A 25,375-nucleotide genomic window follows, 5' to 3' on the forward strand; every position below is an offset into this window, starting at 1 on the left:
ACATTTGATCTGTGTACGCAGGACTAATGTGGGAGCGGGCTTGCTCGCGAAAGGGCCGGTACAGACACTGCAAGGTTGACTGTGGAACGACACCGGCACAGTCTGCCTGCTCCATTTTTTGCGAGAGGAGACAGTCAATGCCCTTCGTTACGGTTGATGGACAACCCCTTCACTACCTTGATCAAGGCAGCGGTCCTGCCGTTCTGCTGGCCGGCAGTTATCTGTGGGACCAGACCATGTGGGCGCCGCAGATCGCCGCCCTGTCGCAGCAATACCGGGTGATCGCTCTCGACCTCTGGGGCCACGGTGAATCCGGGCGGATGCCTGAATGCACACAGTCGCTGGATGACATTGCGCGCCAGGCACTGGCCCTGCTCGATCATCTGGACATCGACCGTGTCACGCTGGTCGGTCTCTCGGTCGGCGGCATGTGGGGCGTGCGTCTGGCGTTGTCGGCGCCGCAGCGGATCAATGGTCTGGTGCTGATGGACACCTACGTCGGCGTCGAGCCGGAACCGACTCGCCAGTACTATTTCTCTCTGTTCAAACAGATCGAAGACACCGGCGTGATTGCTCCGCAGCTGCTCGATATCGTCGTGCCGATCTTCTTCCGCCCAGGCATCGATCCACAGTCGGCGTTGTATCAGGATTTCCGCGCAAAACTGGCCGCACTGCCGCCGGAGCGTCTGCGCGAAAGCATCGTGCCGATGGGGCGGATTACGTTTGGGCGGGATGATCTGTTGCCGCGACTGGGCGAGTTGAATCCTGAAACTACGCTGCTGATGTGTGGTGACCAGGACAAACCGCGGCCGCCGTCGGAGACGAAGGAGATGGCCGAGTTAATCGGTTGCCCGTATCTGCTGGTGCCGGAGGCCGGGCATATCTCCAATCTGGAAAATTCTGAGTTTGTTACTGAGGCCTTGGTTATGTTCCTGGCAGACAGGGCTTCGTGTAGCGCTTGATAAAAAATATTGTTAAAACGTCACCAAAACCTTTGGTATGAGTATCCTGTAGGAGTTGCTGAAGGTTCGGGCGGTGTTCGGACTATTTATTGATCTATGGCTGGGCGAGTGCAGCGTTACGACAATGAATTTTTCCAGCGCCATTCAGTATGGTCAGTATTAATTCCCAAGCCTTTGAATTTTTCTTCAACGTACTTTAAACATGCACCGCCATCAGGCATGTAATGCCCAGACGCGTCATTTACCAATCCTATGACATCACGAATGCCCCAGCCGTCCTGAATGTTATCCAGTCTGAATTCGCCAGCACATATAACTGGTCGGCCACTGCCCAGTTGGCTGTGCCTGACATAGTCGTTACGTACTTCGTGCTTCCAGAGTTTGTAGATAATCGAACCTTCGGGAGTGTAGACCCATGTGTAACTGTCATGGGAACCGTTGGCGTTCAGGATTTCGGTCTGTCGACTTTTCAAACGTTCACCCACCAATTTGCCGTCGATCATTCCAACAAGTTGGCCTACGCCATCGATTTTTGATGGGTCATAAGTTCGCCACGACCGAAGGTCGCCGATCCACGGCAACCAGCGAACGGGGTAGGTCTGCGTGTTCACATCTATGGGGCGGTAGTCCGTGTTGAGCCACTCGGACCATGATATTTGTCCGCCCCATACTTGTTGTAAATGAACGGAGGAGTTGGAGAGCCATTGGTGAATTTTCTTAAAAGACTTATTGGTGAAAATACGGTTGGCGGTCAGTACCAATGATTCCAGCTCCCAATCATCACTGGCGATCGGATGCTCGACTGGAAGTTGGTGTAGCGAAATATTTTTCAGTTCGCTGATGTGAACGCTTTGCTTGCCGAAGAAGCGAGGAATATCTATATCAACAGTAATTTTCTGGCCGACTCTGGGGGCGTCACAAAATAATTGCATGTTTCCATTGTGACCCATGCTTATATAGATTTTGTCGTCGGTGCCCGCCCATGATTTATTCTGAATGGTTGCCGATATGCTGAGCTCTGTAATATTGGAGCTGCGTTCGAAGTTACGTAGGTGGTCTGTGAGGGTGTTCATTTTTTAGTGTCCTTTCTGGGTGTTAAAGTCCTTTGTTTTCAGAAAGATAAATGATTGTTTCATTGGTGTCTCGTCGGGGGTGCTACGGGATGTTAAAGTTGCAGCGAAGACGATTGGGGAAATAACTGCCCCCTGCTTGAGCGGCCAGCGGGCAGGATGATTACTCGGTTATAAGTTGGTATGTTATGTGCGTGGCCCGAGAATTTGCACTAATTTGTCCGGCGACGGCGCGCCTTGCTGTTGTTGCAGCTCGCCCTTGTCGTCCATGTAGAAAATCGCCGGGGTGGCCTGCAGCTCCAGGTCTTCCATCAACTGCATGTTGGCCGCCAGTTTCGCCTGAATCTCCGGGGGCACGTTTTTCAGGGCTTTTAGCGAGCTGTTCTTGCCTGACTTTTCATGGTTTTCCAGCGCTTTCTGCGGATCCTTGGCGGCCAGCAGTGCAGCCGATTTCCCCGGACTGTCTTCGCGAATGATGCCGACCATGATGTGCCGCAACTGCACCTTGCCCACCTTGACCCATGGCCGTGCCTGTTCCCAGAACACGTTGCAATAAGGGCAGTTCGGATCGCTGAACAGGTACACGATCCGCGGCGCATCTTTCTTCCCGTCGCCGATCCAGTTGCTGGCTTCCATCTTGCCCCAGACTTCCTTGGCCATCGGTGCGTAAACCAGCTTCTGCAACGGCGCGCTGCTCAGGTCGTTGCCGTCGGCGTCGTACAGATTGCCGAGCAGCACATGCTTGCCATCCGGGGTCAGGTACAACGCCATGCCACGGTTCTGGTACTGCGCCGCATAACCGCGCAAGCCGTCGGGTGCGTCGAATTGGCCGACGATTTTTGCGCCCTTGGCTTCGATTTTCTTGATCGCTTCGGGCAATTCTTCGGCGGCCTGCACCGACGGTAGATGCAGCAGGGCGGCGCCCAGGGTCAACGTCAGCAGGTGGCGGAGGCGGGGCATGGCAATTTCCTTGAAGAGGTGGCCGGTACGGCAGGATTCGGGGTGTCGAAGTTTTCCAGGGCGCGGGCCAGGCTGGCTTCCGACAGCTCACCCAGATGGCTGCCCAGCAGGCGACCGTCGGGGCTATAGAACAGCGTAGTCGGCAACGCCATGGAGCCGACGGCCTGACCCAATCGGCCACTGCCGTCGAACAGTACGTTGGACAGGCTCAGGCCCTGGGTTTCCAGAAAAGTACTGACGCTTTGCATGCTTTCAGCCTGATTGACGAACAGGAACGTCAAGTCCGGGCGGTGTTGCTGGGCGTTTTCCAGAACCGGCATTTCCCGACGGCACGGCGGACACCAGGTGGCCCAGAGATTGATCACCAATGGGCCGCCCTTGTAATCGGCCAGTTGCACGGCTTCACCGGCGGCATTGCGCAGGGTGATTTCCGGCAGGCGTGTGCCTTGTTCGTAAATCGTCAGGGAGAAGGTCGCCAGCAGCCAGAACGCCAGACCGCTGGCCACGCCAAAGCCCAACGGGCGGCGCAAGCCCGGGCGACGCCAGCCTCGATACAACGCGGCCAGCAGCAGCACGATCACACCGGGCCAGGCGAGGAAACCGCTGTCGCGCAGGTCGATGATCTGCCAGGGGTCATCGCGATAATGGGCCCAGTAAACGGCCACGAAACTGACCCGGGCGGCAAGCATGCCCAGCAGGAACAGGCTGAACAGCACCGACTCCGGATTCTCGCCGCCGCGCTTGGCCACCCGCCAGCCGACGAAAGTCGCCAGCGCCAGGGCACTGATCAGCAGCAGGTGATTGAGCGCGATGGCAAAAGTGCCGAGGGTAAAGGTCAGCATTAACGGGCGTCTCGGGTGGTGGTCCAGCGTTGCAGGAAAGTGTCGGCATCGACTTCGCCGGTGATGCGCTGGCTGCGACGCTCGATGCCGTCGGCGCCGATCCACAGCAGGCTCGGTGGCCCCGGCACTTTATAACGGCCGAGCAGTTCGCGGCTGGCGGCATTGTCGGCGGTGACGTCCAGCCGTAGCAAGCGCACATCGCTCAAGGCTTGCAGTACGTGGGCTTTGCCGAACACCTGTTTTTCCATGACCTTGCACGACACGCACCAGTCGGCGTAGTAGTCCAGCAGCACCCATTGGCCCTGAGTCTGTGCCGCGTCGAGCTCCCGTTGCAGAGCTGCCGGGTCCTTGATCGTGGTGAATGCGTCGTGGCCGACCGGGTTTGCGGCGCTGCTCGAGTTTGAAGCGCTGTAGACCTGCAAAGGCTTCACCAAGTCATCACTGCCACCGGCAGCACCGATTAGCAGCAGGCTGCCCCACACACCCAGCAATAGTGAGCTGGCGCCGAACACATGGGCGACGCGACTGAAACCTTCCGACTGCTTCCAGGCGCTGTACGCGGCAATCAGCAGCAACGCACCGCACAAACCAATCCACAGTGATTCATCCAGCACCGGGCGCAGCATCAACAACGCGGTGGCGAGGAACAGGAAGCCGAATATGCCCTTAAGCAGGTTCATCCAGGCGCCGGGTTTGGGCAGGAATCGATTGCCGACGGTGACCAACAACAGCAGCGGCACACCGATGCCGATGCCCATGGTGAACAGAATCAGCCCGCCATGCAGCGCATTGCCGCTTTGAGCGATGTAGAGCAAGGCGCCCGCCAGCGGGGCAGTCATGCACGGACCCACCAGCAAACCGGACAAGGCCCCCAACACACCGGCGCCGAACAGGCTGCCGCCGCGCTGATTGCGCGAGACGTTTTCCAATCGATCACGCACGGCCACCGGCAGTTGCAACTCGAAGAAACCGAACATCGGCAACGCCAGCAACACAAACACAGCCGCGAAACTGCCCAGCAACCAAGGGTTCTGCAACAACGCCTGCAGATTCGCCCCGAGCAGCGCGGCCAGCACGCCCATCGCCGCATACACCAGCGCCATGCTCACGACGTAACTGGTGGCCAAGGCGAAGCCGCGCTTGGGCGTGGCGCCACTGCCGACGATCAAACCGGCGAGAATCGGCAGCATGGGCAACGAGCAAGGGGTGAAAGCGAGTAATAGGCCCAAGCCAAAGAACACCAGCAAGCTCCAGCCCAAACCGCGCTGTTGCAATCCGCTGGCCAAGGCTTGATCCGGCGCCTCGTTTGTCGCAGAAGTGGCCGCGTTGCCGCCCAGATCCACGACCTGCGTTTGCGGCGGGTAACACAACCCTGCATCGGCACAGCCCTGGAAGCCCACTTTGATTTGACCCGTGGCACCTGCCGGGATCTTCAGTTCCAGACCCTGACGATAGACCTGCTGTTCGCCGAAGAACTCATCGCTGTGCGCTTCGCCTTCAGGTAGTACTGGATGGTGCTCAGCGGGCAAGCCATCGAATTTCAGGCGTTTCTGATAAAGGTAATAACCGTCGGCGATCTGCCAATAGAGCTGGGTTTCACCGGACTCAAGGCGTTCGGAAGTGAAAACGAATGCCTTTTCCACGGGCAAAAATTCGGGTTTGGTCGCGAACGGATCAGTCCCTGCCTGGGCCGCACCCGAGATCAAGAGAACAAAAAATAAAAACAGTCGACGCATGGGTAAGCCTTAGCCCTGTGCAAGTGAGGTGCAGAATGGGAGGCGGCGATTAACCGATGATTAACCACAGTGGTCTTGTGGCAATGGCGCTTGCGGCATAATGTCCGCTTAATCGGCCACCGGCCTAATCACCTTTTTTCAACAGGTCTCACCATGCACGTACTGGTTTGCGAAGACGACGAGTTGATCGCCAGCGGCATTGTCGCCGGCCTCACCGCTCAGGGCCTGACGGTAGAACATGTCGCCACCGCATCGTCTGCCCGGGCGATGCTCAAGGTCGCCGAGTTCGATGTGATGGTGCTCGACCTCGGTCTGCCCGATGAGGACGGTTTGAAGCTGCTGCAGCAGTTGCGGCACAGCGGTCTGGAAATCCCGGTGTTGATCCTCACCGCCCGGGATTCAGTCACCGACCGTGTTGATGGCTTGCAGGCTGGCGCTGACGATTACTTGCTCAAGCCTTTCGACCTGCGCGAACTGGCCGCGCGCCTGCACACCTTGTTGCGACGAGTGGCGGGGCGCAGCGTCAACCTGATCGAACATGGCCGTCTGACTTACGACCCAAGCAGTCGCGAAACCATGCTCGGCGGCCAGCCGGTGGACCTTTCCCGTCGTGAGCAGTCGCTGTTGCAGGCCTTGCTGCATAATCGGGGACGGGTGCTGTCCACCGAGCAACTGAAAGACAGCGTTTATGGTTTTAACGATGAGCTGGAAAGCAACGCTCTCAATGTGCATATCCATCACCTGCGGCGCAAACTCGGCAATGGCATTGTCGAGACGGTGCGCGGTCTGGGCTATCGCCTGGGGCCGGCCGATGGCGCAGAGGAATTGAAAAAGTGATGAGCCTGCGTTTGCGCCTGAGCCTGACACTCGGCGCCGCTTTTGCCCTGATCTGGGCCTTGGCTGCGGCCTGGATGCTCAGCGACCTGCGCAATCAGATGATGTTTTCCCTCGACCAGCGGCTTGTAGCGTCGGCACGCATGGTCGCCGGCCTGATGGAGCAATTGCCGCCATTGCCGAGCAAAGGCGAGGGTACCCATTTCAGCGCTGAACAACTGAACCTCCCCGGCGGCATGGCCTGCCAGGTCAGTTCATTGCGCGGCGAAATCCTCGCCCGCAGTCACACCGATCCGCAACAAACCCTGGAAGCCGAGAAAATGGGCTTCCACGACCAGATGATCGACGGTGCACCGTGGCGCAGTTTCACCCTGGCCCGCGGCGACGTGCGTATCACCACCGCCGACCGGCAGATCGAGCGTGAGGCCTTGAACATGTCGATCCTGCTGGCGGCTTCGGTGCCGGTGGGCGTGGCCTTGCTCGGTTGCCTGTGCCTGCTTTGGCTGGGAATCGGCCAGGGGCTGGCACCACTCAACCGCATGCGCGATGCCTTGATGCGCCGCAGCGCCGACTCTCTGGAACCGCTGCAGATCCAGCCGCTGCCCAGCGAACTGCAACCGTTGCTGGACACCCAGAATCAGCTGTTCCAACGGATTGGCAAGACCATCGAGCGGGAACGCCGTCTGACCGGTGACGCCGCCCACGAGCTGCGCAGCCCGCTGACGGCGATCAAGACCCACCTGCAAGTGGCGCGCATGACCGACGGCGCGGCCCGGGATCAATCCCTGGCCCGGGCCGAAGAGGGCGCCGATCGCCTGCACCGAACCCTTGAACAACTGCTGTTGCTGGCGCGGGTCGAGGGCAGTCTGTCGTTCGATGACGGCGTGCAATGCAGCGCCGAGCAGGTGGCGAAACTGGCGATTCAGGACGCCGCCAGCGGGGATCGTCAGCGGATCAAGCTGCAGATGCCGAGCAAATTCTCCGCTGCACCGGTGCAAATGCCAGCAGTTTTGTCGATTGCGGCGTTGCGCAACCTGTTGGACAACGCCCTGCGTCATACCCCTGGCGAAGGAGCGGTGGAGCTGAGCCTGGAAACCACTGGCAGTTGCGTGCGCTTTTTGGTCCGCGACCACGGCCCGGGGATTGCGGAAGACGATCTGCAACACCTGACCCAACGCTTCTGGCGCAACGGCCAGAGCACCGGCTGCGGCCTGGGTCTGGCGATTGTTCAGGCAATCGTCCAGCGCTGCGGCTGTACGTTGCATTTCGACAGCCAACCTGATGGGTTGCGGGTTGAGTTGACCATGCCCTTGCAACCAATCTAACAACCACAACCGATCCCTGTAGGAGGTTCTGTGTTGCACATCAAATGTAACTCCTCTCCATTGGCATTCTAGCCGTCACCAGCGCTATCGTCCCCGGCAGCTTTTTCTCAATGGATTGAGGTAACAGCGCCATGGATGCACCCCTGTACATTTGCAAGGCAACCCCCGCCGACGCCGGCATCATCAGCCGGATCGTCGAGCGATCCATCCGCGTGGGTTGCGCGCTCGATCATCGCAACGATCCGCTCACCGTCGCCACCTGGACCCACAACAAAACCATCGAACACGTGCAGCCGTGGCTGACCGACGAGCGGTTGTACCTGAACATCGCCCTGTTGCAGGACAAACCGGTCGGCGTCGCGATGGCCGCAATTAGCGGCAAGGTCGCGTTTTGTTACGTGCAACCGGAATGGTTTCGTCGCGGGGCCGGGCAAGCGCTGGTGCGCGACCTCGAAGGCTGGTTGACCGATCAGGGGTTGCGCCAGGCACGACTCAACAGTACCCGCACCAGTGAAGCGTTTTACCGTCATCTGGGTTACCGGCCTTGCGCCGAAACCTTCGCCGTAGCCGGGCTCCACGCGATTCCCATGCACAAAGCGCTGCCACCCCCTTCATAGAAAGCTGATCGAGGGTCTAAATCCTCGGCGCCCTGATGCGTTTCCAGAACAGGAAAACCTTATTGAGGGGTCGAGAGATGTCAGTCGCTACCAGCCTTATGGAAGATCAGTCGGCCCGGATCACTCCGGCGCCGACCGAGACGCTTTATCAGTTCAACGAATCGCCGCTGCTGACCCGTCAGAACCAGCAGGAATCGAATGCCCGCAGCTACCCGCGACGCATTCCCCTGGCCCTCAAACGGGCCAAGGGCATTTATGTCGAAGACGTCGAAGGCCGCCGTTTCATCGACTGCCTGGCCGGTGCAGGGACGTTGGCCCTTGGGCACAACCATCCGGTGGTGATCGAAGCGATCCAGCAAGTGCTGACGGATGAATTGCCGTTGCACACCCTCGACCTGACCACCCCGGTCAAGGATCAGTTCGTTCAGGACCTGTTTGGTCTGCTGCCGCCGGCATTGGCCGCTGAAGCCAAGATCCAGTTCTGTGGCCCGACCGGCACCGACGCGGTGGAAGCCGCGCTGAAACTGGTGCGCACCGCCACCGGGCGCAGCACCGTGTTGTCGTTCCAGGGCGGTTATCACGGCATGAGCCAGGGCGCGCTGAGCCTGATGGGCAGTCTGGGGCCGAAAAAACCCTTGGGTGCCTTGCTCAGCAGCGGCGTGCAGTTCATGCCGTATCCCTACGATTACCGCTGTCCGTTCGGGCTCGGCGGCGCGCAAGGCGTGCAGGTCAACCTGAATTACCTGGAAAACCTGCTCAATGATCCCGAGGGTGGCGTGCAATTGCCAGCCGCGGTGATCGTTGAAGTGGTGCAGGGCGAGGGTGGGGTGATCCCGGCCGATCTCGACTGGCTGCGCGGCCTGCGGCGGATTACCGAAAAGGCCGGCGTGGCGCTGATCGTCGACGAGATTCAGAGCGGTTTTGCCCGCACCGGTAAGATGTTCGCCTTCGAACACGCCGGGATCATCCCGGATGTGGTGGTCATGTCCAAAGCCATCGGCGGCAGTTTGCCACTGGCAGTGGTGGTTTACCGTGACTGGCTCGACACCTGGCTGCCGGGCGCCCATGCCGGGACCTTCCGTGGCAATCAAATGGCGATGGCCGCAGGTTCTGCGGTGATGCGTTACCTGACCGAACACAAGGTCTGCGAGCACGCTGCCGCCATGGGCGAACGCTTGAGCGAACACCTGCGCATCCTGCAACGGGACTTCCCGCAACTGGGTGATATTCGCGGTCGTGGCTTGATGCTGGGTGTTGAGCTGGTCGATCCAACGGGCGAGCCGGATGCCTTGGGGCATCCACCGATCTTCGGTCGTCTGGCGCCGCTGGTGCAGCGTGAATGCCTCAAGCGCGGCTTGATTCTTGAACTGGGCGGCCGTCATGGCGGCGTGGTGCGTTTCCTGCCGCCGCTGGTGATCACTGCCGCAGAAATCGATCGGGTAGCCGAGATTTTCGGCCGGGCCATGGCTGCTGCCACCGCCAGCCTCTAAATTTTTCAGCCTCTGACACGTTCCTTCTACATGACGGCTGCGCACGCAGTGCAGCCCCCCCTACAGCGATGGAGAAACACCATGACTTCAGTATTCGACCGCGAGGACATCCTCTTTCAGGTCGTGGTCAACCACGAAGAGCAGTACTCGATCTGGCCCGACTACAAAGCCGTGCCAGCAGGCTGGCGCACCGTGGGCAAAAGCGGCCTGAAAAAGGAATGCCTGGCTTACATCGAAGAAACCTGGACTGACATGCGTCCGCTGAGCTTGCGCCAGAAAATGGAAGAACAGGCAGCTGTCGCTCACTGAGTCACAGCGCAAAAATAAGCCCGCTGAACCGATATTGGTCAGCGGGCTTTTTATTGGTGTTGATCTTAGGCCGATGGCTTGCCGCTCAACCCCTTGATCAGCAAATCCACATTCCCTTCCAGCTCAGCCACCGGATCCGCCGCATCCACACTCAACACCACCAACCGACTCCCGGCCTCGGCAATCACCGCTTTCACCGCCTCCGACGGCTGTCGATGATGAAACACCACCGCCACCTCATTGTCCTTGAGCGTCTCGCCCAATTGTTTGAGCGCTTCAGGTGTCCACTCGGCATCCGGCCGCGCATCGAGGCCAATCAGCTCCAGATTGAGGCCGCCAATCAGATAGCCAAAGTGATCACTCAGGCTCATCACGCTGAGGTTGTCGGCACTGGCCAGCCGCGCTTCGCTGTCGGCGCTGAACTTGAGCAAGCGCTGTTTGAGCGCCGCCAGGTTAGCCTCGATCTTCGGCTTGGCCTCGGGCGCCAGACGCACCAGGTCCGCCGCCATCACGTCCGCCATCCGCCCCATATTGTTGCTGGAAAACCACGGCTGACTGTTCAACCCATCAACCTTGTTGCCAGGCTGCACGGCGATGCCGGGCAGGGCGCCGTCCACCGGGCGGGCGGCGTCGACCTCGACGATGCGGATGTTGCTACGCCGGGAAATCGGGTATAGCGGATCATCCGCCCACAGCGAACGCAGACCAATCACCGCATCGGCGTCGGTCGCCAGTTTGGCCAGCGCCGGAGCGCCACGACCTGTGAAGTACGCGGTCTGCCGGCTACCGGGCAGGTTCGCCGGCGCGGCACGTTCAAGGTTGACGTCGGTGCCTTTGAGCAAGACTTCGCCCAGACCATAAGTGATCGGCAAGGACGCCAGCACGCGCAGCGGTTTGGCGCTGTCAGCTGCAAAGGTTGTGTTGACCAGTCCGCACAGGGCTGCGGCCAGGGTCAGTTGACGCAGAGAGAAGGACATTTATCCGAGATTCCCTTTCAGGCTGGGGACAACGCCACGCGCAATGGCGGCGAGAGCGAAGGCGATACCGGCCACCAGAATGATCGCGGCGCCGGACGGGATAGGCAGGTCGAATACAATCGGCGCGAGAATCCCGCACAGCGTGCTGACCGTGGCGATCAGCACCGAACACCAGAAGAAGCCCTTCAGCGACTGACTCAGCAATCGCGCCGCCGCTGCCGGAATCACCAACAGGGCACCGACCAGAATCGCGCCGATGACTTTCACCGCCGCCACGGTGATCAGGGTCACCAGAATCACAAACAGATAATCCAGCGTCTTCACCGCCACACCACGGACCGCCGCCAGTTGCGGATTGAAACTGGCCAGCATGATGCGGTTGTACAGCGGCAAGGCCAGCGCCATGACCAGCGAACCGACGATGGCCAACACCAGCAGGTCATTGCCGTTGACGGTCAGTACCGAACCGAACAACACGTTTTCGAGGATGTGCACGTTGATCTTGCCCGCCAGAATCAGCAGCAGACTGGCACCCAGCGCCAACGACACCGACAGAAACACACCGATCAACGTATCCGGCGCCAGACCCGTGCGGTTGCGCAGGTAGTTCAGCAAAACGCCGAACAACAAGCAGTAGCCGAACAGGCTGCCGTAAGGCCCGGTGTACGGTTCGCCCAGCAGAATGCCGATGGCCACGCCGGTCAGCGCCGCGTGGCCCACCGCTTCGGAGAAAAACGCGAAACGCTTGACCACCACCAACGTACCCAAACCGCCCAGCACCGGGCCGATCAGCAAACCGGCGAGCAACGCATTGACCACAAATCCATAGGCCAGCGCCTCAGGCAGATAACCTGACGAGGCCCAACCCTGGACCATCAAACGAAAGGCTTCGTAACTCATCAGGCAGCGCTCCGTGGATGGGTCGAGAACAGGGTCAGCAGGCGTTCCGGGGTCAGCGCCTGTTTCGGCGTGGCATCGAACAGCACCCGGCGATTGAGCCCGGTGACGCGATCCGCCAGACGACCCACGGCTTCCAGATGATGCTCGATCCACAGCACGGTGATGCCGCTCTGGCGCCAGTCGCCAAGCAGCCGTTCGAACACCTGAATTCCCGCCTCATCCAAAGCTGACATCGGTTCATCCAACACCAGCAACTGCGGCGCCGGAATCAACCCTTGAGCCAGCAACACACGCTGACGCTCACCGCCGGACAACGCGCCCATGCGCCGCTTGCGTTTGTCCTGCATGCCGACCCGTTCCAGGGCTTCGCCAATCGCTGCGGCGTAGTGCTTGCTCAAACCGAGAAACGCCGGACGCCGCTGGCACATCGCGGCCATGAAATCGTCGACGGTCATCGGCAAACCCCGATCGAATTCCAGGGCTTGAGGCACGTAGCCGATGGTTCCGGGTGGGCCGGGCCATTGCAGACTCAGGCGACCCTGATGCGGCATCTGCCCGAGCAAGGTCTTGATCAGCGAACTCTTGCCGCCACCGTTGGGACCGACCAGCGCATGCACGCTGCCGGGCTGGACCTGAAAAGTGACGTTGTCGAGGATCGTCGTGCGGCCGAGGGTCAGGCTGACCTCCGCAAAATCCAAGGTCGGCCCCGAAACCTGTGGGAGCGGGCTTGCTCGCGAAAGCGGTGGGTCAGTCAACGTTGAGGTCGACTGACACTCCCTCTTCGCGAGCAAGCCCGCTCCCACAGGGGATTCGCTGATGGTTTCTTTAGCGGTCATTTGCCGGACTCCTGAATCGCCCGGACCACGGTGTTGAGGTTGCCGGTCATTTCCTTTTCATACTTGTCGGCGGTGTACTCACCATAGGAAATGTGCGACAGCGGGTACAGCTTCACCCCGGATTCACGCTGAATGGTCTCGACGTAGGTGGACGGGAAATCCATCTCCGAGAAGATCACTTTCACGTCCAGTTCCCGCAGTTGATCGATGGTCTTTTTCAGCTGGCTCGGGCTCGGTTCGATGCCGTGGGCCGGTTCGACTACGGCCGTCACTTCCAGGCCGAATTCACGCAGCAAATAGTCGTACGCCGCGTGAACCGTGGCCACTCGCAGTTCGGCGTTCGGTGCCTGGGTCAGTTTCGCCAGGGCATCAGCGCGCATCTGCCGCAGGCGTTTGCCGTAGGCGCGGGCGTTCTGGGTGTAGGTCTTGGCATTGGCCGGGTCGAGCTTGCCCAGTTCCCGGGCGATGTTGTTGACCTGGGCAATCGAGGCGCTGATCGACAGGAACGTGTGCGGGTTTACGACCTTGCCGGCGCCACGAGCGGCGACGCCGGTAGCGGCCAGCAACGGCACGTTTTCGTTGGCTTCGATCACTGGGACGTTTGGGGTTTCGCTGGCGGCGATCATGCGGTCGGCGAAGTCGTCATGGCCGACACCGTTCAGCACGACCACGTCCAGACCGCTGATGCGCTTGATGTCTTCGGCGCGCGGCTCGTAGGCATGCGGGTTGAAACCGGCCGGAATCAGCGGCACCACCTCGGCCTTGTCACCGACGATGTTCGCCACGTAACTGTAATAAGGGTGCAGGGTGATGCCGATGCGCAGGCGCTTGGCCTCGTCAGCACTGGCCAGCGGGGTCAGCAGACAAGCCAGTAAGCCGACCAACATCAGGCGCAAGAAAGAATGTTGAGATGAAATAGGCATGGGAAAGCGGTCTTCTCTCGGGTGAAGGCGAGGGTTCAGTGCCGGTGCTGGCGGGTCACGCCGGCATCGAATTGCGCGACGATCTGCTGCCAGCCGGCGCTTTCCAGCGCGGCGTCGGTGAGGTTGGTCGGGGCCGCGAGGGCGTTGCCGCGGTTGAGCCAGACGTCCGGCGCATCGTCGTCAGCGGTCAAACGCATCAGAAACGAACCCGCCACGGTGGGCGTCTGGCTCTGGCCGAAGTAAGCCTTGGCGTCGAGCAATTGCCAGGCATGACCGCCACGGCTGACGGAACTGGCGTCCTGGGCGAACGGTGCAAAACCTTCATCGGCGAGGGCGGCGGGGGCGGGTAGCGCCTGTTGCTCCTGACGCAGCAGATGAATTTCGTCGAGCGTCACCCGCAGGTCGGCGTAGATGCCTTGCTCGGACGCGCTCAAGTCACGGCGGGCATCCAGTTGATGGCTGCCAACGCTGCTGACTTCCTGAGACTCACCGCGCCACGCGACCACCGAGCCGGCAACCGCGAGGATCATCAGGCACAACAGCAGCACGTAAAGGGTTTCATGGCCGGCACCGGCCGGGCGGACGATTTGCGTAGTCGGCGTACTCATGGGGCTTCGATGTCGGCTTGGTCGATCTCGACGACGTGACCGGGACCTGCGTCGAACAGCACGTAGAACTCGGCGCCGGGCTTCTTGAAGGTCAGGGTTGAATCGGCGCCGAGCTTGCCCGGCACCAGGATGGTTTCGTCGTAACCGATCACGTCCAGGGTCACCCCCGGCGCGCCGCTGCCGTCGGAGAAACCGCCGGTGCATTTGATCTGCTCGGCGTCGATGGCTTTGCATTCGCACATCGGGTTGTGGGCCAGGGCGCTGGCGCTGAAACCGGCGCAGAGCACCAGCAGCGTGGCGCTTAGAGGACGTAGAACGTTGATCATGGTTTACCTCCTTGTTGGTTCAGCCAGGCGAGGGTGGCCGGGGATGCCTGGCTCAGGGGGACGGAGGCCTGATGCATGGCGCCATCCCAGCCTTCCATGGTGATCCACAGTTCGGCGTCGGCTTTGGTCTTCTCGGGGATCGGCAACATCGCGCCCATGCGGTACGGCGTGCCGAAGAAAATCACCCCGGCAGCGCGCAGGCTGCGCGGTTTGCCAATGCGCAGGTACGTCGCCTTGACCTGATCGCGGCAGGCGTCACACAGCGCCGCGTTGAAGCTTTTCATATGGCCGGCCGGACCATCGAGCGTCGGTGCTTCGTTGCGCAACTCGGCCAGACGCAGGCTCCAGGGGCCCACCTGAACCTCACCGATCTCCCGCTCGCCCAGGCCGGTGTCACCGCGAAACAGCGCAGCGTCGGCGAAATACTTGGGCATAAAACCCAGCGGCACCAGCAACAGCAGAACGTTGATGTGGAAGCGCCATTTGTGCCAGAAACGGCTCAGTTTTGAAGCCGGTTTATCAGCGATGAACAGGCTCATTGGCTGACCTCCGTGGTTTCACGGTTGTTGGCCGCAGCGGTCTGACTGCGCGGGCGTTTATGGCTGCGCTTGAAGGCGTTGGCCGTGGCCAGGGCGGTGCGCTTGGTCCAGATCAACAGGCCGCTGAGGACCATCATGCTGAGGATCAGACCGAAGAAGAACCAGATCAGCTTGATCCAGATGCCGCCGAAATCCCCGGTGTGCAGAGGACGCATGGATTCGGTCACCAGCTCCAGGCCGGAACGGTCCGACAACAGGCGGGTGGCGGCGATGTCGCCGGTGTACGGGTTGATATCGGCGGTCTGGAACATCAGCGGATACCAACTGCGTCCGCCCACCGAGAGGTAGCTATAGGCATTGGCGGGCAGGCTGACGAAGCTGTCGTCCAGTCCGGGAATACGTTCCTTGGCTTCGCGGATTGCTGTTTCCAGGCTGATCATCGGCGCCGGCGAACCGTCGGCAGTCAGCGGGACACTTTCACGCGGAACCACGGCAGCCACCGGCGCGGTAGAAATCGAAATCTGGTTATCGAACATGAACGCCTGAATCAGAAACCAGGTGCTGGTGATGGAAATCACCGCGATAAACCAGATCGACCAGATGCCGCTGAGGCGGTGAAAGTCGCCCCAAAAAATTCGTGCACCGTGACGAATGCGCAACGTCGGGCGCAAGAAACCTTTCCAGAAACGCTTGTAGACCACCAGCCCGGTGACCAACGAAGCCAGCAGCGGCAAGCTCAGGAGTGACACCAGGTACCAGCCCCAGCTGTAACCGTTGGTGAACGGCACCAGCCACCAGCCATGCAGGGCGCGGGTAAACGCCTTGAAATTGAATTGCGGGGCAGTGCCCTGAATCACGCCGCTGTAGGGATTGACGTAAACCGTCACGGAGCGACCGTCGGGATAGGTGACGTCCACATCGAGGGCGAAGTGCGATTCATCGGGTCGGCTGATGGCCTCAACCAGAGTGTTGGGCTCAGCCTTCTTGATGGCGGCGATGATCTGGTCATAACTGAGCAGCGGCGCATCGTCCGAAGGTTGGCTGGCGCGCATTTGCGGGTTGGCCAGCCAGACGATTTCCTGGCTGACCACCGCCAGGGTGCCGGTCACGCAGACGATCAGTACGAAAAACCAGATCGGCAATGCCAGCCAGCTATGGACCAGAAACCAGAGTTTTGAACGGGATTTCTTCGACATGATTAAAGGTCTTGTTTCGATGAGCGGGCCTCTGCTGCGGGCTTCCCAGCGATGAGGTCCATGAAAGGCCAGGCCGTGGCTTTTGCCTACGCGGGCCGACTGCATCTAAATAAGACGGATGAGCATCGAAAATCCCGAAGGGGGATATGAAAGAAAATGTTTCGTGTTCCGGTAAGCACATAACCCTGTGGGAGCGGGCTTGCTCGCGAAGGCGTCGTGTCAATCGACATCAGTTTGACTGACACACCGCTTTCGCGAGCAAGTCGAATCGTCGCACCGCCGCTCCCACAGTGGATCGGTGTTGAACATTAATTCTGCGTACACAGCCGATCCCCTGTGGGAACGATCATTGGGTTCAACCCTGGCTGAACATCTCCTTCGCCCGCTGCTCGATCTGCTCCTGAGTCAGATCTTCCTTGCGCGTGGCCAGAAACCACAGATGCCCGTAGGGATCCTTCAAGGTCCCCGAGCGGTCGCCATAAAACTGATCCTTGACCTCGGACACCACTGTGCCGCCAGCCGCAATCGCCTGTTTATAAGACTTGTCCACATCATTCACATACAGATGCAGCCCCACGGACGGCGACTTGTCCGGATTGCTCAATGGACCCTGATCGCAAGGCGTGCCGAGCATGATTGGGCAATCGCCGATGCGCAGTTCGGCGTGGCCGATGCCGCCATCGGGCATGGACAGGCGCATGACTTCGGTGGCGCCAAAGGCTTTCTTGTAGAACTCGATGGCTTCGGCCGCTTTTTGAATGCCCAGATACGGGGTGATGCTGTGATAACCCTCTGGAATGGGTTTGACGCTCATGGCTGTTCTCCCTGTTTTTGTTGTCAGTCGAGAAAGATCCTGTGCCGTTTTCCGGCCGAGTAACTATAGGTCAGCCTCTTTTCTGCAACCGAGTGTCCGACGAGCAGCAGTGCCACTGTTCAGCCATCAACAGCGAAGCAGCAGATTGCTCTTGCTCGTTATCTTGAGGTCGCGAAAGTACCGCTGAACTCCCCGAAAACATTGGCTCGGACGGTCAGGCACAGAAGCTGCAATGCCCTCTGGTAAACATTGGTACCGAGAGACTTGTATGCCTGAATCTGCCGTTTATCCGATCAACCCGCCGGCCGCCCATCGGATCGCCAACGAAGCCGAAGCCTTGCGCGTCGCCGAACGCATTGCCGCGGTGTTGCTGGAGCAAGACGCCGAGCGCGATCGCACCCGCCAAGTGCCCGCCGAGATCGTCGATCTGTATTCCAACAGCGGCTTGTGGGGCATCAGCGTGCCGAAAGAGTTCGGCGGCGCGCAGGTGTCCTATGCGGTGCTGGCGCAGGTCATTGCGATCATCTCGGCGGCCGATCCGTCCCTGGGGCAAATCCCGCAAAATCACTATTGCCTGCTAGAAGACATTCGCTTGCAAGGCACACCTGAACAGCAAGCGCACTTCTTCGGTCTGGCGCTGCAAGGTCACCGCTTTGCCAATGCCTTGTCGGAAACCGGCGGCAAGAACGTGCAGGACATTCAGGCGACCCTCCGCCGTTTCGGTGACGGCCATGTGATCAACGGCCGCAAGGGTTGTTGCACCGGTTCGCTCTACGCCCACTGGCTGGCGGTGCTGGCGCTGGATGAAGAGCAGAAGGGCCAGTTGGCCTTCGTCGAGCGTGGCACCAAAGGGTTGGTGATCGTCGACGACTGGGACAGCATCGGTCAGCGCACCACCTCCAGCGGCACGGTGCTGGCTGAGGACCTGCACGTCTCGGCGTTCAATCTGTTCCCGACGTATCGCTCTTATGAAACACCCACCCTGGCAGGACCGTTCGCGCAGTTGACCACCGCCGCCATTGACGCCGGCATCGCCCGCGCGGCCCTGCGCGACACCATCACATTCGTTCAGCAATTCGCCCGGCCGTGGATCGATGCGGGTGTGGAAAAGGCCAGCGAAGATCCGCTGACCATCATTCAGGTCGGCGGCCTGGAGATTCGTCTGGAAGCGGCCGAAGCCTTGCTGGAACGCGCCGGTTGGGCGCTGGATGCCGCACGTTCGGCACCTGATGAAGACAACGTCGCGCAAGCTTCATTGGCCGTCGCCAAAGCCAAAGTGCTGACCACCGAAATCGCCATCGAGGCCAGCAACAAACTCTTCGAACTCGGCGGCACCCGCTCGACCCTGAGGAAACACAACTTCGACCGCCACTGGCGCAACGCCCGGGTCCATACCCTGCACGACCCAGTGCGCTGGAAGTACCACGTGGTCGGCAACTGGTTGCTCAATGGCGTCAAACCACCGCGCCACGACTGGTCGTGACCATGGCTGAGTGGCTGAAAAATATCTATTGGGCCGACATTGCCCAAGCCTGCCTCGACACCCTGAGCATGCTCGGTGCCGCCCTCGGTTTTACCGTGCTGCTGGGCCTGCCGCTGGGTGTGGTGCTGTTCCTCACCGGCAAGCGCCAATTGCATGAAGCGGTCGGTGTTTATCGGGTGCTGTCGGTGATCGTGAACATGCTGCGTTCGCTGCCGTTCATCATTTTGCTGATCGTGCTGATTCCCCTGACCACGTTGTTGGTCGGCACTTCACTTGGTGTGCCGGGGACTATCCCGCCGCTGGTCGTCGGTTGCACGCCGTTCTTCGCGCGCCTGGTTGAAACTGCCTTGCGCGAAGTCGATCGCGGGGTCGTGGAAGCGACTCAGGCCATGGGCGCCAACACGTGGCAGATCATCCGCCATACCTTGTTGCCCGAAGCACGGGGAGGGTTGCTGGCGGCGGTCACGGTGACCGCGATTGTGCTGGTGGATTACACGGCAATGGCCGGGGTGATCGGTGGCGGCGGTCTTGGCGACCTGGCGATCCGCTACGGCTATCAGCGTTTTCAGACCGACGTAATGGTGGTCACCGTGGTGCTTCTGCTGATCCTGGTCCAGGCCCTGCAAATGACCGGCGACCGACTGGTGGCGCGCTACAGCCGACGATAAAAACTCGATCTAACCCTTAAAAATCGGCCCAACGTCCACCCCACGACGGCCACTCAATCTGCCTAGGAGCACAGCATGAAAAAGACCCTGGCCATTCTGGCTGCCGTCCTGTCGTTCAACGCTCACGCCAACGAAAAACTCATCGTCGGCGCCACTCCGGTGCCGCACGCGGAAATCCTTGAATTCGTCAAACCGACCCTGGCCAAGGAAGGCGTGGACCTGGACATCAAGGTTTTCACCGACTTTATCCAGCCCAACCAGCAATTGGCCCTGAAGAACCTCGACGCCAACTATTACCAGTACCGGCCATTTCTCGATGACTTCAACAAAACCCGCCATACCGATCTGGTGCCGGTGGTCGGTGTGCACATCGAACCGTTTGGCGCGTACTCGACCAAAATCAAAAACATCGCCGAATTGAAGGATGGCGCCACGGTGTCGATCCCCAATGATCCGGTGAACACTGGTCGCGCGTTGGTTTTGTTACACGAAGCTGGCCTGATCAAACTCAAGGACCCGAGCAACACCCTGGCCACTCAGCGCGACATCATCGAAAACACCAAGCACCTGAAAATTCGTGAACTGGAAGGTGCGCTGCTGGCACGTTCGGTGAGCCAGGTGGACCTGGCGTTTGTCTTCGCCAACTACGCACTGGAAGCGGGGATTGATACCAACAGCGCGTTGATTGTCGAGAAGGGCAAGAGTCTGTACATCGAGTTTCTGGTCGCGCGTCCGGACAACATCAATGATCCAGGCTTGCAGAAACTGGCCAAGGCGTTGAATTCCGATGAGGTTCGGCAGTTCATTTTGACCCGCTACAAAGGACAGATTGCGCCAGGGTTCTAAGCGAATTAATTGTGGCGAGGGAGCTTGCTCCCGGTGGGCTGCGAAGCAGCCCAAAACCGGAAAATGCGGTGCTTCAGACAGACCGTGCGAGCCGGGTTTACGACTGCTGCGCAGCCGAGCGGGAGCAAGCTCCCTCGCCACAGGAGTGCGATCAACTCGACTCCAGCAGCTGCGCCCCCTGGAACGCAGCCATGACAACAAGCTGCACTGCAATCTGGTGGGTTAGATCGATAACTGCATGACACGCTCGCCCTGGAGATTTTCCGTGGGCCGGCGTTTGTTCACCGCCAGTTCGCCGATCTTGATCAGTCGCGTGCGCGTTACGTTGCGGCTCAGCCCCAGCAAAGCAGCGGTGTGCACCTGGTTGTAATGGCTGAATCGATAGGCCGCCCGCAGTAAAGCGTCTTCGACTTTCTCATGCAGCGCTCCAGCCTGTTCTTCGAAGAGCTTTTGAAAGGCCCGATCGAGCAGCGCTTCCGGTGAGTCGTCGACGTTGTTGTGGTAATCATCCTGACGCTCGATGCGCATGTTCGACAGGCGCAGGTCGTCGCGTTCGATCACGCCGTTTCGGCAGATCAGCAGGGTGTGGTGAATGACGTTTTCCAGCTCGCGGATGTTGCCCGGCCAGCTGTAGCTGCGCAGTTTCAGTTCGGCGTCTTTGCTGATGGTGATGGTGCCGTAGCCGAGACGCTGGCTGTAGGCTTCGACGAAGTGTCGGGTCAGCGGCAGGATGTCGCCGGGGCGGTCGCGCAGCGGGCTCAACTCCAGGCTGACCACGTCGAGGCGGTAGTACAAATCCTCACGGAAATGCCCGGCGTTGATGGCTTTCTCCAGTTGCACGTTGGTCGCGGCCAGCACCCGCACGTTGATGGGGATGCTCTTGCGCGAACCCAGTCGCACCACTTCGCGCTCCTGCAACACTCGCAACAACTTGACCTGAATCGCCATCGGCAAATCGCCGATTTCATCGAGGAACAACGTGCCGCCGTCGGCCTCTTCGAACCATCCGGCCTTGGCGCTCAACGCACCGGTAAAGGCGCCTTTTTCATGGCCGAACAACTCGGCCTCCACCAGGGATTCGGAGAACGCGCCGCAGTTCACCGCCACGAATGGCCGGTTGCGCCGGGCGCTGAGGTTGTGGATATGCCGCGCCACCAGCTCCTTGCCGGTGCCGGTTTCGCCGATGATCAGCACGCTGGCTTCACTCGGTGCGACTTGTTGAATGTGGGCGAGCAAGGCCTGGGATTTAGGGTCTTCGAACACCTGCGCCGTGGCACGAATTGAGGTGGCCAGGGCGGGCGAGGGCGGTAAGGTCAGCAGTTGCATGGGCAGGCTCCATGAGTAGAAGGCTATGAATAGAAAGTCGGAATCGGCAGGGACTGGTTGAGCGCCCAGTCACCGAGTTCATGGAGTTTGTAATCCACCGGGTCGTGCAGTGTTTGCGTGCGCAAGTTACGCCAGTGGCGATCCAGTCGCAGTGACGCATGGGTTGAACGGGCGCCGGTCACTTCGAACAACCGGCTACAGAGTTCCAGACCGTTGCGGGTGGCAGCGACCTTGGCCGTGGCGATGGCGTTAGCCAGGTGTCCACGTTCTTCGGCGCTGAGGTTCGGGCCTTTGGCCCAGGCCTTGTCGAGCAACCCGGCAGCGCGCTCCACCAGCAGTCGAACACTTTCGAGGGCGACCCAGAATTCGCCGTAGTGGCCGAGTACATAAGGATCCTGGCGCACATCCTGAGCACTGGATTTGTGCCACGGACGGGTCTCGGTGAGGGTGTATTGTCGCGCCTCTTCGAAGGCACCTTCGGCGATGCCGAGGAACATGTGGGTGAAGGTCAGCTGGGCAATCAACGGCCGCAGGCAGGCGAATGGCGTACTCAACGGACCCGGATCGAGGAGCAATTCCGACTCTTCGACCCGTACCCGTTCGAACGTCGCGCTACCGCTGTCGGTCTGGCGCTGGCCCATGTTGTTCCAGTCGTTATGCAAGGTGATGCCGCTGCGACCGCTGGGAATCGCGGCGATCAACAGCTTGCCGCCAGCGCTTTCATCCACCGCCGAGGCGATCAGCATTTCCGAATCGCTGGCGCCGGAGCAGAAACTTTTCTTGCCGGAAAACTCACGCCAGCCACCAAGGTTTTTCACCACGGTGCGGGTGTCCAGCGGATTGAGGGCGTTGCCCCAGAACCAGTTCTTGCGCGCGGTCTGTTCGAACCATGGCTGCCACTGCTCGGACCGGGCGAACAAGCGCACGGTGGCGAGCATCAGGTGATGGAAGCCGAAGACATGGGCAATCGAACTGTCGACCTTGGCGAACTCACGCACGATGCTCAGGGTGTCACTCCAGCTGGCGCCGTGGCCGCCGTATTGGGTGGGAATGCTTAACGCGAGCAGACCGCTGTGGCGCAAGGCATCACGTTCGGCTTTGGGCGTACCGCCACGTTCATCGCGCTCGACAGCGGTCAGGGCAAACTCGGCGGCCAACAGACGGGCGGTTTGCAAGGGGGACAACAGGGCGCTTTGTGGTTTGGCCGTCACGCAGATAATCCTTATTGAAATCGACACAGATCCCCTGTGGGAGCGGGCTTGCTCGCGAAGGCGTCCGTACCGTCAACATTGATGTTGAATGTTATGGCCTCTTCGCGAGCAAGCCCGCTCCCACAGGGATTGCCTGGTCAGGCCGTGGCTTTTGTAGGCAGCACATCATTGGCGATCATTTCGCCAAACGGCCCGGTGAGATTAGTGACGCCGCGCCCCGCAAGGCTGGCATACGGCTCAGGCAATAGCGGGAATACCAGTTCGGCAAAACGATAAGCCTCTTCGAGGTGCGGATAGCCGGAGAAGATGAAGCTCTCGATCCCCAGGTCCGCGTACTCCTTGATTCGCGCCGCCACTTGCTGCGGATCGCCCACCAACGCCGTCCCGGCACCGCCACGCACCAGACCGACACCGGCCCAGAGGTTGGGGGATATTTCCAGGTTGTCACGACGCCCGTCATGCAGCGCGGCCATGCGCCGCTGACCTTCGGAATCGAAACGCGAGAACGACTTCTGCGCGGCCGCGATGGTCTCGTCGCTGATGTGCTCGATGAGTTTATCCGCGGCTTTCCAAGCCTCTTCGGCGGTCTCGCGAACGATCACGTGCAAGCGAATCCCGAACTTCACCGTGCGACCGTTTCGCGTGGCACGCTCACGCACATCGGCCAGTTTTTCCGCCACGGCGGCGGGTGGTTCGCCCCAGGTCAGGTAGACATCAACCTGCTCGGCGGCCAGTTCATGGGCGGCTTCGGAAGAGCCTCCGAAGTACAGCGGTGGATAGGGTTTCTGCACCGGCGGATACAGCGCCTTGGCGTTCTGCACTTGCAGGTGTTTGCCTTCGAAATCCACCGATTCGCCTTGCAGCACCCGACGCCAGATTTTCAGGAATTCGTCGGTCACTTCGTAGCGTTCGCTGTGATCGAGGAAGATGCCGTCGCCACGGTTTTCATCCGGGTCACCGCCGGTGACCACGTTGATCAGCAAGCGGCCATTGGACAGTCGATCCAGTGTTGCGGCCATGCGCGCCGAGACCGTCGGCGAGATGATCCCCGGCCGAATCGCCACCAGGTAACGCAGGCGTTCGGTCAGCGGCACCAGTGCCGAAGCAATCACCCACGAATCCTCGCAGGAGCGCCCGGTGGGAATCAGTACACCGTGGTAGCCGAGGCTGTCGGCCGCCTGAGCCACTTGTTTCAGGTAGTTGAGTGTCACCGGGCGAGCGCCCTGAGTGGTGCCCAGGTAATGGCCGTCGCCGTGAGTCGGCAGAAACCAGAAAACATCCATGAAGAAATCCTTAAGCGATTTTCAGCAGATTTTTTGGGTGCACGCCAAACAACGGCGCGGCGCGTTCTGCAGCAAGACGAATGCGGGCCTTCAAGGGCTCACTGGTTATTTGGTAATTGGAGAAGTCGGCTTCGGTGGCGTAGACGCCAATTGGCAAGGTCAATGCCTGGAAGAAACTGAACAGCGGCCGCAACTGGTGATCGAGGACCAGCGCATGGCGTTCGCTGCCACCGGTGGCGGCCAGCAATACCGGCGTGTCGATCAGCGCGTTGAGGTCGATCAGGTCGAACAGATGCTTGAGCAATCCAGGGTAGGAACCGCGATAAACCGGCGCGGCGACGATCAGCAGGTCGGCGTTCTCGATCGCTTTCAGCTCGGCTTCGATCTCGGCGCTCAACTCCTGACGGGACAGCGCGGCACCCAACGGTCGGGCGATGTCACCCAGTTCAATCAGCTTGCTTTCAATCGGCAATTGCTCGGCCAGTTGCGCCAACAGCGCCTGGGTCAGCACCAACGTGCGGGACGGACGCCAGGTACCGCCGGAGAGGGCAACGACTTTCAATGGGCGCGACATGATCAGTTCCTTTTTAAACAGTTGCTCAGGGAGCAGTGAGTAGTCACTGACAGAGAGCAAGAGCTGTACCAATCCCTCGGAGCCCCGATTTACGGGGCTTTCAGCGCGTTGGCCGGGAGACACTGTACGAATGGCAGAGCTGTTTGTTGAATGACTGTTGCGTGGCAAACAGTTGCTTGGGCAACAGTGCGTGAAGCGATAACAGTTGTTATAAAGGCTCAGTGTTATTCCGTAAAATACCATAAATTAATATTTATAGATCGTTTGGAGATATAAGGCGGTCTACTTGAGCGGCATTAGGCAAAGTCGATAGCCACTATCGAGAGCGTTGATTTCTGCTGATCGGATGCCCGGCGTAGCCTGTGTTCATTGCCCGAACCCAGATACACCAGGACGCTCACCATGAAACCTCTAATCGCTACTTTCTTGTTGCTTGCGGTCTCCGTGCTCGCCGGATGTGCCAGCCATGTTTCCCCGGAATTACGGCCCTACACCGCTGAAGAAACCAAGGAACTGGCACTTGAGGCGTTGAATCGTCGCGGACTGTCTTTCGACGAATACCACGCGAAAAAAGCCGAATTGCTTGGCCAGCCGCAAAAGTCGTTCAGTTTCGACAAACAAGGCGAGATGAACGCCGAACGTGCTGTACAGCTTCACGGTCGTCCTAGCTGATCGAAAACTGTACCGCTCGAAGTTTCACGCAACTGTCCGTGGGTTTCC

The 25,375-nt window shown here is 59.9% G+C and carries 27 protein-coding genes; 10 read left to right on the forward strand and 17 right to left on the reverse strand.

Annotation, left to right across the window (positions count from 1 at the left end; translation table 11 throughout):
- Positions 1-137 precede the first annotated feature (137 nt).
- A complete protein-coding gene (locus tag KGB23_RS15635; protein WP_223431725.1) occupies positions 138-962 on the forward strand; it encodes an alpha/beta fold hydrolase in 825 nt (274 codons plus the stop codon).
- A gap of 116 nt (positions 963-1,078) precedes the next feature.
- Here KGB23_RS15635 and KGB23_RS15640 read toward each other — a convergent pair whose 3' ends face one another.
- The 4 genes from KGB23_RS15640 to dsbD all read right to left on the reverse strand — a co-directional run bounded on the left by KGB23_RS15640 (position 1,079) and on the right by dsbD (position 5,570).
- Positions 1,079-2,035 (reverse strand): hypothetical protein, encoded by a 957-nt coding sequence (locus tag KGB23_RS15640; RefSeq protein ID WP_223431726.1) that lies wholly within the window; start codon positions 2,033-2,035, stop codon positions 1,079-1,081.
- 183 nt (positions 2,036-2,218) lie between these two features.
- Positions 2,219-2,992 carry a thiol:disulfide interchange protein DsbG gene (gene dsbG, locus KGB23_RS15645; protein WP_223431727.1) on the reverse strand — a complete coding sequence of 258 codons (774 nt, stop codon included), beginning with the start codon at positions 2,990-2,992 and terminating at the stop codon, positions 2,219-2,221.
- The gene (locus tag KGB23_RS15650) at positions 2,968-3,834 is read right to left on the reverse strand and encodes a TlpA disulfide reductase family protein (protein WP_223431728.1); all 867 of its coding nucleotides are present in this window, start codon (positions 3,832-3,834) and stop codon (positions 2,968-2,970) included. Before KGB23_RS15650 ends, dsbG begins: the two co-directional genes overlap by 25 nt.
- The gene (dsbD, locus tag KGB23_RS15655) at positions 3,834-5,570 is read right to left on the reverse strand and encodes a protein-disulfide reductase DsbD (RefSeq protein ID WP_223431729.1); all 1,737 of its coding nucleotides are present in this window, start codon (positions 5,568-5,570) and stop codon (positions 3,834-3,836) included. The genes KGB23_RS15650 and dsbD overlap by 1 nt, the downstream gene beginning before the upstream one ends.
- Before the next feature lie 153 nt (positions 5,571-5,723).
- On the opposite strand from dsbD, the gene KGB23_RS15660 reads away from it, so the two are divergent.
- The 5 genes from KGB23_RS15660 (at position 5,724) to KGB23_RS15680 (ending at position 10,145) form a co-directional block, all read left to right on the forward strand.
- Positions 5,724-6,407 carry a response regulator gene (locus KGB23_RS15660; protein ID WP_074878741.1) on the forward strand — a complete coding sequence of 228 codons (684 nt, stop codon included), beginning with the start codon at positions 5,724-5,726 and terminating at the stop codon, positions 6,405-6,407.
- Positions 6,404-7,729: an ATP-binding protein gene (locus KGB23_RS15665; protein WP_223431730.1), complete on the forward strand. Its 1,326-nt coding sequence runs from the start codon at positions 6,404-6,406 to the stop codon at positions 7,727-7,729. The genes KGB23_RS15660 and KGB23_RS15665 overlap by 4 nt, the downstream gene beginning before the upstream one ends.
- A gap of 131 nt (positions 7,730-7,860) precedes the next feature.
- A complete protein-coding gene (locus tag KGB23_RS15670) occupies positions 7,861-8,346 on the forward strand; it encodes a GNAT family N-acetyltransferase (protein WP_223431731.1) in 486 nt (161 codons plus the stop codon).
- Between the two features lie 77 nt (positions 8,347-8,423).
- The gene (locus KGB23_RS15675; protein ID WP_223431732.1) at positions 8,424-9,836 is read left to right on the forward strand and encodes an aspartate aminotransferase family protein; all 1,413 of its coding nucleotides are present in this window, start codon (positions 8,424-8,426) and stop codon (positions 9,834-9,836) included.
- An 81-nt stretch (positions 9,837-9,917) separates the two neighbouring features.
- Complete coding sequence (locus KGB23_RS15680; protein WP_008152757.1) at positions 9,918-10,145, forward strand: MbtH family protein; 228 nt, start codon at positions 9,918-9,920, stop codon at positions 10,143-10,145.
- A gap of 65 nt (positions 10,146-10,210) precedes the next feature.
- Here the strand turns inward: KGB23_RS15680 and KGB23_RS15685 are convergent, their stop codons facing one another.
- From KGB23_RS15685 to KGB23_RS15725, 9 genes are all read right to left on the reverse strand, one after another.
- The gene (locus tag KGB23_RS15685) at positions 10,211-11,122 is read right to left on the reverse strand and encodes a metal ABC transporter substrate-binding protein (protein ID WP_223431733.1); all 912 of its coding nucleotides are present in this window, start codon (positions 11,120-11,122) and stop codon (positions 10,211-10,213) included.
- Positions 11,123-12,022, reverse strand: coding sequence for a metal ABC transporter permease (locus tag KGB23_RS15690; protein ID WP_223431734.1), 900 nt, complete (start codon positions 12,020-12,022; stop codon positions 11,123-11,125).
- Positions 12,022-12,858 (reverse strand): metal ABC transporter ATP-binding protein, encoded by an 837-nt coding sequence (locus KGB23_RS15695; RefSeq protein WP_223431735.1) that lies wholly within the window; start codon positions 12,856-12,858, stop codon positions 12,022-12,024. The genes KGB23_RS15690 and KGB23_RS15695 overlap by 1 nt, the downstream gene beginning before the upstream one ends.
- On the reverse strand, positions 12,855-13,781 hold the full coding sequence (locus tag KGB23_RS15700) for a metal ABC transporter substrate-binding protein (protein ID WP_223431736.1): 927 nt from the start codon (positions 13,779-13,781) through the stop codon (positions 12,855-12,857). The genes KGB23_RS15695 and KGB23_RS15700 overlap by 4 nt, the downstream gene beginning before the upstream one ends.
- 35 nt (positions 13,782-13,816) lie before the next feature.
- Positions 13,817-14,389: a DUF6162 family protein gene (locus tag KGB23_RS15705; protein ID WP_223431737.1), complete on the reverse strand. Its 573-nt coding sequence runs from the start codon at positions 14,387-14,389 to the stop codon at positions 13,817-13,819.
- The gene (locus KGB23_RS15710) at positions 14,386-14,715 is read right to left on the reverse strand and encodes a hypothetical protein (protein ID WP_223431738.1); all 330 of its coding nucleotides are present in this window, start codon (positions 14,713-14,715) and stop codon (positions 14,386-14,388) included. Before KGB23_RS15710 ends, KGB23_RS15705 begins: the two co-directional genes overlap by 4 nt.
- On the reverse strand, positions 14,712-15,254 hold the full coding sequence (locus KGB23_RS15715) for a thiamine pyrophosphate-binding protein (protein WP_223431739.1): 543 nt from the start codon (positions 15,252-15,254) through the stop codon (positions 14,712-14,714). Before KGB23_RS15715 ends, KGB23_RS15710 begins: the two co-directional genes overlap by 4 nt.
- A complete protein-coding gene (locus KGB23_RS15720) occupies positions 15,251-16,450 on the reverse strand; it encodes a PepSY-associated TM helix domain-containing protein (protein WP_223431740.1) in 1,200 nt (399 codons plus the stop codon). The genes KGB23_RS15715 and KGB23_RS15720 overlap by 4 nt, the downstream gene beginning before the upstream one ends.
- A gap of 355 nt (positions 16,451-16,805) precedes the next feature.
- Positions 16,806-17,264, reverse strand: a complete 459-nt coding sequence (locus tag KGB23_RS15725) for a VOC family protein (protein ID WP_223431741.1) — start codon at positions 17,262-17,264, stop codon at positions 16,806-16,808.
- 268 nt (positions 17,265-17,532) lie between these two features.
- On the opposite strand from KGB23_RS15725, the gene KGB23_RS15730 reads away from it, so the two are divergent.
- The 3 genes from KGB23_RS15730 to KGB23_RS15740 all read left to right on the forward strand — a co-directional run bounded on the left by KGB23_RS15730 (position 17,533) and on the right by KGB23_RS15740 (position 20,261).
- Positions 17,533-18,747, forward strand: coding sequence for an SfnB family sulfur acquisition oxidoreductase (locus KGB23_RS15730; RefSeq protein WP_223431742.1), 1,215 nt, complete (start codon positions 17,533-17,535; stop codon positions 18,745-18,747).
- Between the two features lie 2 nt (positions 18,748-18,749).
- Positions 18,750-19,415, forward strand: coding sequence for a methionine ABC transporter permease (locus KGB23_RS15735; protein WP_033059210.1), 666 nt, complete (start codon positions 18,750-18,752; stop codon positions 19,413-19,415).
- Positions 19,416-19,490: 75 nt separating this feature from the next.
- On the forward strand, positions 19,491-20,261 hold the full coding sequence (locus KGB23_RS15740; RefSeq protein ID WP_223431743.1) for a MetQ/NlpA family ABC transporter substrate-binding protein: 771 nt from the start codon (positions 19,491-19,493) through the stop codon (positions 20,259-20,261).
- Between the two features lie 222 nt (positions 20,262-20,483).
- On the opposite strand, the gene KGB23_RS15745 is transcribed toward KGB23_RS15740, so the two are convergent.
- The 4 genes from KGB23_RS15745 to msuE form a co-directional block, all read right to left on the reverse strand.
- Positions 20,484-21,587 carry a sigma-54 interaction domain-containing protein gene (locus KGB23_RS15745; protein ID WP_223431744.1) on the reverse strand — a complete coding sequence of 368 codons (1,104 nt, stop codon included), beginning with the start codon at positions 21,585-21,587 and terminating at the stop codon, positions 20,484-20,486.
- Between the two features lie 23 nt (positions 21,588-21,610).
- Complete coding sequence (locus tag KGB23_RS15750; RefSeq protein ID WP_223431745.1) at positions 21,611-22,798, reverse strand: acyl-CoA dehydrogenase family protein; 1,188 nt, start codon at positions 22,796-22,798, stop codon at positions 21,611-21,613.
- A 137-nt stretch (positions 22,799-22,935) separates the two neighbouring features.
- The gene (ssuD, locus tag KGB23_RS15755) at positions 22,936-24,081 is read right to left on the reverse strand and encodes an FMNH2-dependent alkanesulfonate monooxygenase (RefSeq protein WP_223431746.1); all 1,146 of its coding nucleotides are present in this window, start codon (positions 24,079-24,081) and stop codon (positions 22,936-22,938) included.
- 10 nt (positions 24,082-24,091) lie between these two features.
- Positions 24,092-24,655 (reverse strand): FMN reductase, encoded by a 564-nt coding sequence (gene msuE, locus KGB23_RS15760; RefSeq protein WP_223431747.1) that lies wholly within the window; start codon positions 24,653-24,655, stop codon positions 24,092-24,094.
- Between the two features lie 402 nt (positions 24,656-25,057).
- Here msuE and KGB23_RS15765 point away from each other — a divergent pair, with 402 nt between their 5' ends.
- On the forward strand, positions 25,058-25,327 hold the full coding sequence (locus tag KGB23_RS15765; RefSeq protein ID WP_033059223.1) for a lipoprotein: 270 nt from the start codon (positions 25,058-25,060) through the stop codon (positions 25,325-25,327).
- The last annotated feature ends 48 nt before the right edge of the window (positions 25,328-25,375 follow it).

The sequence above is a fragment of the Pseudomonas sp. GL-B-26 genome, assembly GCF_019947405.1.
Taxonomy (GTDB): Bacteria; Pseudomonadota; Gammaproteobacteria; order Pseudomonadales; family Pseudomonadaceae; genus Aquipseudomonas.